We start from the raw sequence: 12,745 nt of genomic DNA on the forward strand, positions 1-12,745 counted from the left end.
CATGCGTAATGAAGTCTTGCATGGCTACCTGATCCATCATCGTAAATACCGCGAGCGTAGTCATATTGTGCATCTGTTTACCCAGGAATATGGGCGGATTGATGGTATTTTAAGACAAACCCCGCCACCACAATATCAACCGATTAGCCTGCAGGCCTCGGGTAAATCTGAACTGAAAAATTTTACCAAACTGGAAATTATCAACCAGCCCGTATTTTTCTTTGGCGATGCCTTTTTCTCCGGTTTTTATCTGAATGAAATTTTGCTGCGTCTGTGTCCGCTCGAAGTCGAGATGCCCGAGACTTTTCTGCAATATGCCACGACTTTGCAGCAATTGCAGCAGCTGTCGAGCCATCCGCAGCCGAACAGCTTTTTAAGACAGATTCTGCGCCAGTTTGAGCATGTGTTGCTGCAAGAACTGGGTTATGCCATCGACTTTGAAGTGGATGCCAACCAGCAGCCGATTGGTGCAACGCAGCAGTACCAGTTTTTATTAAATGAAGGCTTTATGCCAACGGCGCAGGCTTCCCGTTCTGGTTTAAGTGGCGCGCAGATTTTGAGTATGCGTGACCATGAAAAGGGTAGGGATTTTAATCCAGAACAGTTACAATTACTGTCTAAATTATATCGGCAGATGATCAGCTCCCTGCTGGGAGATCGGCCGTTAAAAAGTCGTCAATTGTGGATACAGAACTCCCAAACACAATCGTAATTAGGAAAAGAGTATGGCTGCATTACTTGGTGTAAATATTGACCATGTTGCAACATTGCGACAAGCACGTGGCACCACTTACCCAGATCCGGTCAATGCCGCACTGATTTGTGAACAGGCTGGTGCAGAGGGTATTACCTTGCATCTGCGTGAAGATCGTCGTCATATTCAGGATGATGATGTGCGTCGTATGCGTCCATTGCTGAAAACCCGCATGAATCTGGAAATGGCGGTGACTGATGAAATGGTCGAGTTCGCCAAAGAAATCAAACCGCATCATGTTTGCTTTGTCCCGGAAAAACGCCAGGAAGTCACCACTGAAGGTGGACTGGATGTGGTCGGTAATTTTGCGGCGGTAAAAGCGGCAACGCAGGCTCTCTCTGTTCTGGGTTGTGATGTATCCCTGTTTATTGATGCTGACTTTGCCCAGATTGATGCCGCAGTTGCTTGTGGTGCACCAACCATTGAAATTCATACCGGTGCCTACGCCGATGCTGAAACCGCAGAGGCGCAGCAGGCTGAGCTGGAACGTATTGTGAAAGGTGCCGAATATGCCGCGGCCAAAGGTCTGGTGGTGAATGCCGGCCATGGCCTGAATTTAGATAACGTGACGCCGATTGCCGCAATTCCGCAAATTCACGAACTGAATATTGGTCACTCGCTCATTGCCGATGCGGTGTTTGTGGGTCTGGCCCAAGCTGTACAGCAAATGAAAGCAGCGATTAAAGCTGCACGATAATCCTGAAGTTTTTGTATGTCGACAATCAATTATGATGAACTCATGAAGCCGGTGATCGGCTTCCTGGGCTGTGAAACCCCGCAAGCCTGGCTGGATGAAGCGCTGAACAATCTGGAAATCCTGATGCAGGATCATGCCAACTGCGAGAAAAAAGCCGCCGGTACAGCCATGAACCTGATGTTCCGCTACAGCTTCTTTACCGATTTGCAGGTCAAACTGGCGCAACTGGTTCGTGAAGAAATGCTGCACTATGAACAGGTGCTGGAATTCATGAACAAACGCGGACAGGAGTGGAAAGGCTTAAGCGCAGGTCGTTATGCTGGCGGCTTACGCAAAGAAATCCGTACCTATGAACCAGAAGCGTTAATTGATGTACTGGTGATTGGCGCCTTTGTAGAAGCGCGTTCCTGTGAGCGTTTTTATGCCTTGGCACCGCATGTTGATGAAGAGCTGGGGCGTTACTACCGCTATTTGCTGAAATCTGAATCGCGTCATTATGAAGATTATCTGGCACTGGCATTGGACGTTGCCAAAACTGCCAAGCTAAAAAATCCGGAAGAAGATATTCAGGGCCGGATTCAGCATATTCGTGAAGTGGAAAAAAATCTGATTTTAAGCCCGGATGATACTTTCCGTTTCCATAGCGGTGTGCCGGCGCAGGCAGCTTGAAACAGTCAATATTTTTTGAGAGAAAACGGGACTTCGGTTCCGTTTTTTTATGGCTGCGAGAAGGGGAATCAGGATTGATCTGCCTGTTTGAAGATAGAACTGATCTGCTGATGGACGTCTTGCTATTAGATCGCTCGGGAAGATGTCATCCTCTTTTGGCAGCCTTCAGATGTGAATCGCTGTGGGAATTAAAAAGATTGGAAGCTATAAATTTTGGCAATAAAAAAGCCCAAGTCTTAAATGCTTGGGCTTTCTTGAATTTGGCTCTCCCACCTGGGCTCGAACCAGGGACCTGCGGATTAACAGTCCGTCGCTCTACCGACTGAGCTATGGGAGAATCTGAATGCGATTATAGAGGGATTTTGGCAGGGGTCAAGCGAAAACTGTCATCTTTTTTACATTTAAAGTTTATATGCTTTTTATTTGTGCAAAATAAAATAAAACACGAAAAAATCTTGCAAAGCAAAAAATCTGTTGTTAGATTAAATCCAGAAAGTCGTTTGACCAAATGGTTAAACAGTGTGGATTTAAACCAACTTGCCAGCACAAAAATGGCTAAATCGGAGACAGCGAATGAATACGCTCAGCATCCCTGAAATTTTTGCAAACCTCAATTTTTACAAAGACAACTACCTTTCTCTTATCAGCAATCCAGAAGATTATTATACGCCTGTTGCTTCGGCCTATATCAACGTATGGCCAGTCGGGCATGTCGATCTGTATCTGGGTGATTTACTGCAGCTGTGGTTTAGTGAAAAATGGCTGATCAATGAGCCATGTTTCCAGCTTTCAGAGCATCCGGATCATGCGATCCGCACGCCATTACAGCGCAGCCAGGATTTATACCTGTATCAGCTTGCCGGCAGTGCCTTGTCGGGTAGTAACCGCTGCCGGGTCTGGTCGGCTTCTGAACAAAAAAAACTGCGGGTGAGTCTGGATAGTGCCTTTAAATATTACTGTATTTATAAGGGTACAGACCGTCCTGACATCTCACGCAGTCAGCTCATTCAGGCGCTGAAAAAGGCCATCTAACCGTTATCTATGGTCCGCTGAATTGAGCGTTTAGAGCAAATCAGGCCATAAAAAAACCGCGAACAGGTCGCGGTTTTTTTATTGCTCAGAAGAGATTATTGAGCAGCTTTTTCAGCTTCGATAGACGCAATCGCTTCATCAACGCCTTCGATTGAATCCGCCGCTTTCTTGATACGCGCTAACGCATCTACCAGCACTTCATCAGCCGTTGCATAAGAGATACGCATGAAACCGCCTAAACCGAATGCATCACCTGGAACCACGGCCACGCCCGTTTCTTCCAGTAACCATGCAGAGAATTCTGTGCAAGATTTTAAGCCTTTAGCACGAATCAGTGGTTTGATGTTGGCGTAAGCATAGAACGCACCATCTGCAGGTAAGCAAGAAATACCTTTGATGTCGTTCAGGCCGTTTACCACCAGGTCATGACGGCGTTTGAACGCTTCAATCATTGGTTGTAGAACGTCTTGAGGACCGTTCAATGCAGCTTCCGCAGCTACTTGTGAAATAGACGTCGGGTTAGACGTAGACTGAGACTGGATTTTTTTCATCGCGCCGATCAATTTAGCAGGGCCCGCTGCATAGCCGATACGCCAGCCAGTCATGGCATAGGCTTTAGACACACCGTTTAACACGATAGTGCGGTCATACAGGTCTGGTGCAACAGTAGCGATGTTGTAGAACTCGTCATCCCAGCGGATTGGTTCGTACATGTCGTCAGATGCGATATACACTTCTGGGTATTTACGCAGTACTTCAGCCAGAGCTTCCAGTTCAGCTTTGGTGTAGATCATACCTGTCGGGTTAGACGGGCTGTTCAGTACCACTAAACGGGTTTTGTCTGTGATGGCTGCTTCTAACTGAGCAGGAGTGATTTTGAAGCGTTGTTCTTCGCCACATTTTACAATCACTGGCACGCCTTCAGCGATGATGACCATATCTGGATAGCTTACCCAGAATGGCGCAGGGATGATCACTTCATCACCTTTGTTTAACAGTGCAAGTGCCAAGTTAAAGAATGATTGTTTACCACCGCAAGACACCAGAATCTGGTTGGCTTGGTAGTCAAGGTTATTGTCACGTTTTAGTTTCGCAATAATGGCTTTTTTCAGGCCTGGCGTACCGTCAACAGCGGTATATTTGGTAAAACCGTTGTTAATCGCTGCAATTGCTGCATCTTTGATGTGTTGTGGTGTATCGAAATCCGGTTCGCCTGCACCCAAGCCAATTACGTTATGACCAGCAGCTTTCAATTCAGCAGCTTTGTTTGTCACAGCAAGCGTTGGGGACGGTTTGATGGCATTTACACGATCAGAGAGACGTACGTCCACGGCAGTATTCCTTCTTATAGGGATTAAAAAATAAAAAGCACACTATCTTAGCTCAAAAATAGTCACTTCGTCGTTTAAAATCTCAACAAATTAATAAAAAATCACGAAATTTGTGCTTCTGCGCCTCAAAATAAGGCATTTTTGAGAATAAAAAGCCGGAGGCTCGCTTCTGACTGCAAAAAACCTTAAAATAGCGCTAATTTGATTTGAGTTATCGTCATGAGTAAGCAGCAGCCTACTTCAAAAAAACCTGTGGTAAAACTCCCATTCCCAATGCCATCTGCGGAAGAAAAAGCCCAGATGGATGCCTTGCATAATCAGGTTCGTCCTAAAGATGAAGGTTATGCCGACAAGCTGTTTCCACCACCACGTGGGACCCGTAAATCTATGGGTAAACGCTAAGAAAAATGCCACGTTCTGTGGCATTTTTTATGGGCGCTTGATGGGTTTAATCCTGGGTTTCACGCCGGTCAAACTGGACATAATAGGCGCGTTTTTGGGTGTACATGGCCTGATCGGCGCGTTTTAGCATCTCTTCAATACTTTCCTGTGGTAGTGTGGTCGCAGACCCAATCGACAGATTCAGCATCTGATTACCATGAAACTGACTGTCAATTAACAGCAGTTCCTGCAAGCCTGCCAAACAGTTGTGCAGGGCAATCTCATCGGCACCCGGCAGCAAAATCACAAATTCATCACCACCAATGCGGCAGGCACTGTACTGGGTATTCTGGACAAGCTGATTCAGCAGTTCACCGGTGCGTCTGAGCAGATCATCACCGCTATCATGGCCAAAGGCATCATTCACAACTTTTAAGCCATTCATATCAATATAGATACTGGATACAGGCCGTAGACTGCTGCGCTCTAAGCGATTCACTTCTTCGCTATAATGCGAGCGATTCAGCAGCTTGGTCAGCACATCATGCTTGCCCAGATATTCCAGATAATTTTCGGCTTTTTTTACGCGCGGTAATATCGGTCAAGGCCATCTGAACCGTGCTCCAGTCCTCTTCATAGCCGGGAAATACGGTAAATTGCAGCAATACATGGCGGATGCTGCCATCCAGCGCATAATTGATGGCTTCACGCTGATGGTGAATATTGCCGTTCCAGAGCTCGATCAGCTGTTCCCTGAACGTATGCTGCATTTCACCGGCAAAAATTTTATGAATATTTTGCAGCAGGGTGTTTTTGTCCGGGGCGCCAAATAAATCCAGCGTGGCCTGATTGACATCAATAATCAGTACATCGCGGATACATTGCTGGATAAAATCCGGATGCACATCTAAAAAGGTATTGAAATCATCTATGCCCAAATGGCGCAGCTGATCGAGCCGGCTTTTAATCCGGCTAAAATCTTCCACCCATCCAGTATTGTCATAGTCTGAAGCTCGATTATTCTAGTGAATGAAAAATAGAATTATAATCAAGTTTTTTATTATGTGATAAGAATTGTGTTTATTTTTATAAATGTGATTTGCATCACTGAATTAAAAAGCAGCCGGCTCAGTGGCCGGCTGCTCTGGTATTAAAAAGAGGGATTATTTTTTGGCCCGATGCGCCGGACGCGGTGGGGTAATTTCACGTTGACCATGCCAGACTTCGGCAAAATCCTGTTCATTAATACTATACAGTTCCAGTAAGGCTAGAATCACCCCGCCAAACAGCATGGAACCTTCAGAGTTGCTTTGCCATTCGAAGACCTTGCCTTTCAGGCCATATAAAATATCTTCAATTTCAAAAATCCGGTCACGGCCATTGCTGTCGGTCGGGTACATCTGGGTATTCAGCAAAATTTTAGCCAGACTTTTTTCATTGTCATTTAAAGCCAGTACTTCAATCAGCTCATCCGGATTGCTGGCAAAAATCACCGGATCACGAAAAATGGTATGCAGAAAATGCTGGTTCAGTTTCGGTAAAGATTTCTCGACAAAAGGCCGGAAGGAGGCCGGGAAAATCACATTGTGGGAAATGCCTTTAAACATCGGGGCGATTTCCTCGACTTTATAACCGGCAATACCACAGCCAATTGAAGTCAGAAAATACTTCATTTTCGGATGATTTTTGGTATAGGTTTTAAAGTCATCTATATAGTGCTGAATTTGCGACAGCGGCATTTGCTGCAAATGCTCGTTCATGGTTGGAATGGCAAAGCTTTGTCCGGCCCAGCCACGCCCTACGCCGCGCACGGCGCCAAAGTGTTGCAGGGCAGTGCGCGCTGCACCGCCGGCATGATCACCCGCCAGATTACTGCCAAAGACAAAAATCGTATCTTCAGGCAAGCTTTTAATAATACTTTCATCATGATATCGGTAAGTCATTGTCATTAAATCTATGTGATCCCTTGTGTTCATGTTGCCCGTGAAGCGGGGCAGAATCAAGTGAAAAAGCACAAGACGAGGGTGTTTTTCTGTTTCACATGAAGATTTTGCTTTGATCTGGGTATGTCTGGTGAGAGTGTGCCAAACAGCAGCGGGTGAAGGTCTTTATTTCAGTTGCACTGCGGACTAAAAACAGAACCTTGCCGATGCTGCCGGTGACAAGAAAGTGTACAAAAATTACAATCTGAAGCCAGATAATAGGCTGAATCTGTTAGACTATTTTTTTCGATCTGTATGAGTACGCTATCCGTGAGTGATCATCAACCTTTTGAATTGGTTACCCATTATCAACCTGCTGGAGATCAGCCGCAGGCCATTGAAAAGCTGGTGCGGGGAATTCAAAAGGGCATGCATGATCAGTTGCTGCTGGGGGTAACCGGTTCCGGCAAGACCTATACCATGGCCAACGTGATTGCCCAGTTACAGCGGCCAACTATTGTGATGGCGCATAACAAGACTCTGGCGGCCCAGCTCTACGGCGAATTTAAAGCCTTTTTCCCGCATAACTCGGTTGAATATTTTGTCAGTTATTATGACTACTATCAGCCGGAAGCCTATGTGCCATCTTCCGATACCTTTATTGAAAAAGATGCCGCCATTAATGATCACATTGACCAGATGCGCTTGTCAGCCACGCGGGCATTACTGGAACGTCGTGACTCGATTATTGTGGCATCGGTATCGGCTATTTACGGTCTGGGTGATCCGAATGCCTATATGAGCATGTTGCTGCATGTGGTGCAGGGCGACCGGATTCAACGTGAAGATATCATCCGCCGGCTGGTAGAAATGCAATATAGCCGCAATGAGCTGGAATTTTTGCGCGGGACCTACCGGATTCGCGGTGAAATTATTGATATTTTCCCGGCAGAATCAGAGCAGAATGCCATCCGGATTGAATTGTTTGATGATGAAGTCGATTCGATCCGCTGGTTTGATCCGCTGACCGGCAAAATGATCCGCAAAGTGCCACGCGTCACCATCTACCCGAAAAGCCACTATGTCACGCCCAAAGACCATTTGCAGCGCGCCATTGAAACTATTCGTGAAGAACTGAAAGAACGTTTAGGCTTTTTCCGTGCACATGACAAGCTGCTGGAAGCACAGCGTATTGAGCAGCGTACCCGTTATGATCTGGAAATGATGCAGCAGCTCGGCTATACCAACGGCATTGAAAACTATTCCCGTCATTTATCCGGTCGTCCGGCCGGTGAAGCGCCACCAACCCTGTTTGATTATGTGCCGGATGATGCCTTGCTGATTATTGATGAGTCGCATGTTACCGTGCCGCAAATTGGTGCCATGTATAAAGGGGACCGTTCGCGTAAGGAAAACCTGGTCAATTATGGTTTCCGTTTACCAAGCGCGCTGGATAACCGACCAATGAAATTTGAAGAATGGGAACGGATTATTCCAAGCACTATTTATGTCAGTGCCACACCGGCGCAGTATGAACTGGAAAAAGCTGAACAGATTGTCGAGCAGGTGGTGCGTCCAACCGGTCTGATTGACCCGGAAATTGAAATCCGCCCAGTGCTGACCCAGGTCGATGATGTCCTGTCGGAAATTAACCTGCGTAAAGATAAAAACGAACGGGTTCTGGTCACGACCTTAACCAAGCGCATGGCCGAAGATTTAAGTTCCTATTTAAAAGAATACGGCATTAAAGTGGCCTATCTGCATTCCGATATTGATACGGTCGAGCGGGTCAAGATTATTCATGAGCTGCGCACCGGGATTTATGATGTGCTGGTGGGGATTAACCTGCTGCGTGAAGGTCTGGACATGCCTGAAGTCTCGCTGGTGGCGATTCTGGATGCCGACAAGGAAGGCTTCCTGCGTTCCGAACGTTCGCTGATTCAGACTATTGGTCGTGCTGCACGGAATATTGCCGGCAAAGCAATTTTATATGCCGACCGGATAACCGATTCCATGCAAAAAGCCATTGATGAAACTGAACGTCGCCGTGCCAAGCAAATTGAATTTAACCAGCTACATGGTATTACTCCGCGCAGTGCTGTGCGTCAGGTCATTAAAGAAATTGATACCGGCGAGGTGCTGGAAGAAGATGTAATTGATGAGCAGATGGCAGCCCAAACCTTGGCTTTAACCGCGGATGAGCGGCATATCGTGTCGGACCCGAAACTGTTTGCCAAGCATGTGGCCAAGCTGGAAAAAGAGATGCTCAAAGCCTCAAAAGAATTGCAGTTTGAACAGGCCGCACGTCTGCGTGATGAAATTATTCGTTTGAAGGCACAAATGCTGCAGTAAAGAAAAGTGTGGGAACTGTTAAAAAACTCCTTACATAACACAACAGTAAATACCTGAATTTACCGTTAATTTAGCCAAGTATGCTGAGAACTCCAGAACAATATTGAAGCTATAAGGTGACCTGATGAAAACGAATAATCTCCCTAAAGCGAGTTATAAATTGGCAAAAATTGCCGTAGGCGGGGCAGTGCTGGTCGGTTTAGGGCTGGCCACCATGGCTTATGCCCAGAAAGAGCCACTACCCACCGTTGAAAAAGTGGAATTGGATCGTTACCTAGGGGTCTGGTATGAGGTGGCACGTAAACCGATGTCCTTCCAGAATAAATGTGATCGGGATGTCACGGCGACCTATACCTTAAATGAAAATGGCAATATCAAGGTCGATAATCGCTGTATCACCAAAAATGGCGAACAAACCGTCTCTATTGGTGAAGCCTTTGTACAAAATGCGCCGTTTAATACCAAACTGAAAGTCAGCTTCCTGCCAGAATTTATCCGCTGGATGCCAATTGGTCGCGGTGATTACTGGGTGCTAAAACTGGATGAAGATTATCAGACCGTGCTGGTCGGTGAGCCACATCGCAAATATATGTGGGTGTTGTCGCGTACCCCGCAGGCCAATCCCGAAGTGATCAATGAATATCTCGAATATGCCAAATCTTTAGGCTATAACCTGGATGATATTATTCACACCAAACAGACAGCCCGTTAAAGCAATCTCCTACTAAAAATACACCATGCTCCGGCATGGTTTTTTATTTTTCGGTCAATAATTCATGCACGAACAGAGTTTTCCGGAGATGAACTGAGTATAATCAGCGCTCGGCAAAGATCAGGAGTGAAAGATGTATAAAGGCGTTGCTTTGTCTGTATTGGCATCCATCACTTTTGGTGTGCTGTATTTCTATACCCAGTTTCTGCAACCTTTAGACAGTGAAGAAACTTTTGCCTGGCGCATGCTGTCCACCTTGCCTTTTATCACCCTGTTTATGTGGTGGAGTGGTGATTTAAAGCATGTGGCCGAGATTTTCAGGCGGGTGCTACAACAGCCGCTTTTATTGCTGTGGCTGCTGATCAGTTCGTTCTTATGTACCACGCAACTGTGGCTGTTTTTATGGGGGCCAATTAACGGCCGTGGTCTGGAAGTGTCGCTCGGTTATTTCCTGTTGCCACTGGTGATGGTGCTGGTTGGCTGTGTGCTGTATAAGGAAAAACTGTCCAGCTGGCAAATGCTGGCGGTGGCGCTAGCCGTACTGGGCGTCGGACATGAAATCTGGCGCATTGGCAGTGTGGCCTGGGAAACTGTGTATGTGGCGCTGGCTTATCCTTTGTATTTCTTTTTACGCCGTCAGTTTAAAACCGACAATTTAGGCGGTTTCTGGTGGGATCTGTTCCTGATTTTACCAGTCGCGTTTTATCTGGGCTTTGTTTATAGCGACAGCATGGCATTGCTGTTGAATTACTCGCATCTGATCTGGGCTGTGCTGGGACTGGGCTTTTTAAGTGCCTTAGGTTTGGGCAGTTATATTCTGGCCAGCCGTTATTTGCCTTTTGTGATTTTTGGTTTGCTTAGCTATCTGGAACCGGTGTTGCTGGCTTTCGCCTCGATGATGCTGGGCGAGCGTGTTGAAGCCGATGAATGGCTGACCTATATTCCAATCTGGCTGGCGGTATTGCTGCTGGTGATTGAAGGTATACTGCATGTGCTGAAACAGAAACGGCAGGAACGGGCCTTGCAAAAAAATGTCGAGAACTATCAGGACCGGCTGGAATAGCAAAAAAATATTGTTATCAGTCGGTAAAATTTGTCTGATAAAGCAACAAACAGATAACTTGTTATTTTTTATATGAAAAATAGTATTTTTTTAAGATTTAGGAGCGAAATCATAAAAATAATTACAACTATTTTTCAAATTTATACTGAATATATAGCAAAATAGAGCGGTCTTAGACAGCTTTTGATTCAATCTTGCCGCCAATTCCATTACAATTGTCGGGTTTTGAATTTTATGCCTAGATATACAATTAATTAGAGGACGTATCTGTGAGCAAAGAGACTATCATCGCCCTACACGCAGAGCACCAAGGTCGCTGGAAAAACCGTGAAGAAATCGCGGAACAAATGATCGCTTTGATCGGTAAGCTGTACCGTGAGAAAAATATTGTTGTTTCAGTATTTGGACGTTCTTTAGTTAACCGTTCAGTGATTCAGATTTTAAAAGCACACCGTTTCACGCGTATGATGGACGTTGAGCTTTCAGTTGTACACACTTTCCCGATTCTTGAAGCATTAGCAAAAGTTGAAAACATTGGTACTGCTGAAATTGACCTAGGTAAACTTGCGGTTGCCTTTAAAGAGCAAGGCGGCGATGCAGATGCATTTGTAGCAGCTGCAGTCAAAGCAGTTGAAGGTCGTCCAACTTCTGTAGAAGGCCGTGATGTTGTACTTTACGGTTTCGGTCGTATTGGTCGTATCCTAGCACGTTTAATGATTGGTCAGTCTGGTCTTGGCCGTGGCTTGAACTTAAAAGCCATCGTAGTGCGTAAATCTGCAGATGGTGATCTGGAAAAACGTGCGTCTTTATTACGTCGTGACTCGATCCATGGTCCATTCTCTGGCACCATTTCTGTTGATGAAGAAAACGAAGCAATCATTGCGAATGGTCAGTTCATTAAAGTGATCTATGCCTCTAATCCGTCTGAAGTAGATTACACTGCATACGGTATTAACAATGCACTGGTAATCGACAACACCGGTAAATGGCGTGATGCTGACGGTCTGGCTCAGCACCTGCAATGCCCAGGCGCAGCACGTGTCATTCTGACTGCACCTGGTAAAGGTGACATGAAGAACGTTGTTTATGGTGTAAACCAGGGCGACATTCTTGATGAAGATGCCATCATCTCTGCAGCAAGCTGTACTACAAACGCAATCACGCCAACCTTGAAAGTGTTAGACGACAAATACAAGGTGCTTAACGGTCACGTTGAAACAGTTCACTCGTTCACTAACGACCAGAACCTGATCGACAACTACCACAAAGCTGACCGTCGTGGCCGTGCTGCTACATTGAACATGGTAATTACTGAAACTGGCGCAGCGAAAGCAGTTGCGAAAGCACTTCCAGCGCTGAAAGGCAAGTTAACCGGTAACTCTGTACGTGTTCCAACACCAAACGTATCACTGGCGATTCTGAACCTGACGCTTGAGAAAGAAGTTGAGCGTGACGAAGTGAACGAATACATCCGTCAAATCTCAATCAGCTCGAACCTGCAAGGTCAGATCGGTTATACCAACTCGACTGAAGTGGTATCTTCTGACTTCATCGGTTCACGTACTGCAGGTGTATTTGACGCGCAAGCAACCATCACTTCAGGTAACCGTTTAACGGCTTATGTATGGTACGACAACGAAGTGGGCTATAGCTGCCAGGTACTGCGTATCGCTGAACAGATGGGCGGCGTAAGCTATCCAAAAGTTCCTGCTGAAACAAATGCTTAATTTGTAATGCAGACCAGAAAGAGCCTCATTTGAGGCTCTTTTTTATCTTTCATTAAAATAATAAGCAAAGACGCTATACAAAAAATTGCAAACCGTATCACGGTT

At 45.9% G+C, this 12,745-nt stretch carries 11 protein-coding genes, 1 tRNA gene and 1 pseudogene; 9 read left to right on the forward strand and 4 right to left on the reverse strand.

Annotated features, from left to right (window positions below; all coding sequences use genetic code 11):
- The first annotated feature begins 1 nt into the window (after position 1).
- The 3 genes from recO to miaE are packed head-to-tail and all read left to right on the forward strand — an operon-like array spanning position 2 to position 2,120.
- Positions 2 to 712, forward strand: coding sequence for a DNA repair protein RecO (gene recO / locus GA693_RS02820; protein ID WP_016660035.1), 711 nt, complete (start codon positions 2 to 4; stop codon positions 710 to 712).
- Positions 713 to 725: 13 nt separating this feature from the next.
- On the forward strand, positions 726 to 1,451 hold the full coding sequence (gene pdxJ / locus GA693_RS02825; RefSeq protein ID WP_016660036.1) for a pyridoxine 5'-phosphate synthase: 726 nt from the start codon (positions 726 to 728) through the stop codon (positions 1,449 to 1,451).
- Positions 1,452 to 1,466: 15 nt separating this feature from the next.
- A complete protein-coding gene (miaE, locus tag GA693_RS02830; protein ID WP_005176696.1) occupies positions 1,467 to 2,120 on the forward strand; it encodes a tRNA-(ms[2]io[6]A)-hydroxylase in 654 nt (217 codons plus the stop codon).
- A gap of 261 nt (positions 2,121 to 2,381) precedes the next feature.
- On the opposite strand, the gene GA693_RS02835 is transcribed toward miaE, so the two are convergent.
- A tRNA-Asn gene (locus tag GA693_RS02835) sits at positions 2,382 to 2,457 on the reverse strand.
- Positions 2,458 to 2,693: 236 nt separating this feature from the next.
- Between GA693_RS02835 and GA693_RS02840 the strand changes: the two genes are divergently transcribed.
- Positions 2,694 to 3,152 carry a hypothetical protein gene (locus GA693_RS02840; RefSeq protein WP_160241473.1) on the forward strand — a complete coding sequence of 153 codons (459 nt, stop codon included), beginning with the start codon at positions 2,694 to 2,696 and terminating at the stop codon, positions 3,150 to 3,152.
- Positions 3,153 to 3,247: 95 nt separating this feature from the next.
- On the opposite strand, the gene GA693_RS02845 is transcribed toward GA693_RS02840, so the two are convergent.
- The gene (locus GA693_RS02845) at positions 3,248 to 4,483 is read right to left on the reverse strand and encodes a pyridoxal phosphate-dependent aminotransferase (protein ID WP_005176698.1); all 1,236 of its coding nucleotides are present in this window, start codon (positions 4,481 to 4,483) and stop codon (positions 3,248 to 3,250) included.
- Positions 4,484 to 4,702: 219 nt separating this feature from the next.
- Here GA693_RS02845 and GA693_RS02850 point away from each other — a divergent pair, with 219 nt between their 5' ends.
- Positions 4,703 to 4,885, forward strand: a complete 183-nt coding sequence (locus GA693_RS02850) for a hypothetical protein (protein ID WP_005176699.1) — start codon at positions 4,703 to 4,705, stop codon at positions 4,883 to 4,885.
- A gap of 46 nt (positions 4,886 to 4,931) precedes the next feature.
- Here GA693_RS02850 and GA693_RS02855 read toward each other — a convergent pair.
- Together GA693_RS02855 and GA693_RS02860 are read right to left on the reverse strand one after the other, a co-directional pair.
- A pseudogene (locus GA693_RS02855) lies at positions 4,932 to 5,853 on the reverse strand (GGDEF domain-containing protein); the annotation flags it as partial.
- Between the two features lie 174 nt (positions 5,854 to 6,027).
- Positions 6,028 to 6,807, reverse strand: coding sequence for an A1S_2505 family phage non-structural protein (locus GA693_RS02860; protein WP_016660041.1), 780 nt, complete (start codon positions 6,805 to 6,807; stop codon positions 6,028 to 6,030).
- A gap of 309 nt (positions 6,808 to 7,116) precedes the next feature.
- On the opposite strand from GA693_RS02860, the gene uvrB reads away from it, so the two are divergent.
- The 4 genes from uvrB (at position 7,117) to GA693_RS02880 (ending at position 12,640) form a co-directional block, all read left to right on the forward strand.
- Positions 7,117 to 9,138, forward strand: a complete 2,022-nt coding sequence (uvrB, locus tag GA693_RS02865; protein WP_045795108.1) for an excinuclease ABC subunit UvrB — start codon at positions 7,117 to 7,119, stop codon at positions 9,136 to 9,138.
- 124 nt (positions 9,139 to 9,262) lie between these two features.
- On the forward strand, positions 9,263 to 9,850 hold the full coding sequence (locus GA693_RS02870; protein ID WP_005176705.1) for a lipocalin family protein: 588 nt from the start codon (positions 9,263 to 9,265) through the stop codon (positions 9,848 to 9,850).
- Positions 9,851 to 9,983: 133 nt separating this feature from the next.
- Positions 9,984 to 10,913 (forward strand): EamA family transporter RarD, encoded by a 930-nt coding sequence (gene rarD, locus GA693_RS02875; RefSeq protein WP_160241472.1) that lies wholly within the window; start codon positions 9,984 to 9,986, stop codon positions 10,911 to 10,913.
- A gap of 269 nt (positions 10,914 to 11,182) precedes the next feature.
- Entirely contained in the window at positions 11,183 to 12,640 is a 1,458-nt protein-coding gene (locus GA693_RS02880; RefSeq protein WP_075167798.1) for a glyceraldehyde-3-phosphate dehydrogenase, read from the forward strand.
- Positions 12,641 to 12,745 lie beyond the last annotated feature (105 nt).

The organism is Acinetobacter indicus, from assembly GCF_009914475.1.
In the GTDB taxonomy this organism is placed as follows: domain Bacteria; phylum Pseudomonadota; class Gammaproteobacteria; order Pseudomonadales; family Moraxellaceae; genus Acinetobacter; species Acinetobacter indicus.

Coding starts and splice junctions, on each gene's coding strand:
- recO (WP_016660035.1), top strand. CDS start 2: ATGCGTAATGAAGTCTTGCATGGCTACCTGATCCATCATCGTAAATAC.
- pdxJ (WP_016660036.1), top strand. CDS start 726: ATGGCTGCATTACTTGGTGTAAATATTGACCATGTTGCAACATTGCGA.
- miaE (WP_005176696.1), top strand. CDS start 1,467: ATGTCGACAATCAATTATGATGAACTCATGAAGCCGGTGATCGGCTTC.
- GA693_RS02840 (WP_160241473.1), top strand. CDS start 2,694: ATGAATACGCTCAGCATCCCTGAAATTTTTGCAAACCTCAATTTTTAC.
- GA693_RS02850 (WP_005176699.1), top strand. CDS start 4,703: ATGAGTAAGCAGCAGCCTACTTCAAAAAAACCTGTGGTAAAACTCCCA.
- GA693_RS02860 (WP_016660041.1), bottom strand. CDS start 6,807: ATGACTTACCGATATCATGATGAAAGTATTATTAAAAGCTTGCCTGAA.
- GA693_RS02870 (WP_005176705.1), top strand. CDS start 9,263: ATGAAAACGAATAATCTCCCTAAAGCGAGTTATAAATTGGCAAAAATT.
- rarD (WP_160241472.1), top strand. CDS start 9,984: ATGTATAAAGGCGTTGCTTTGTCTGTATTGGCATCCATCACTTTTGGT.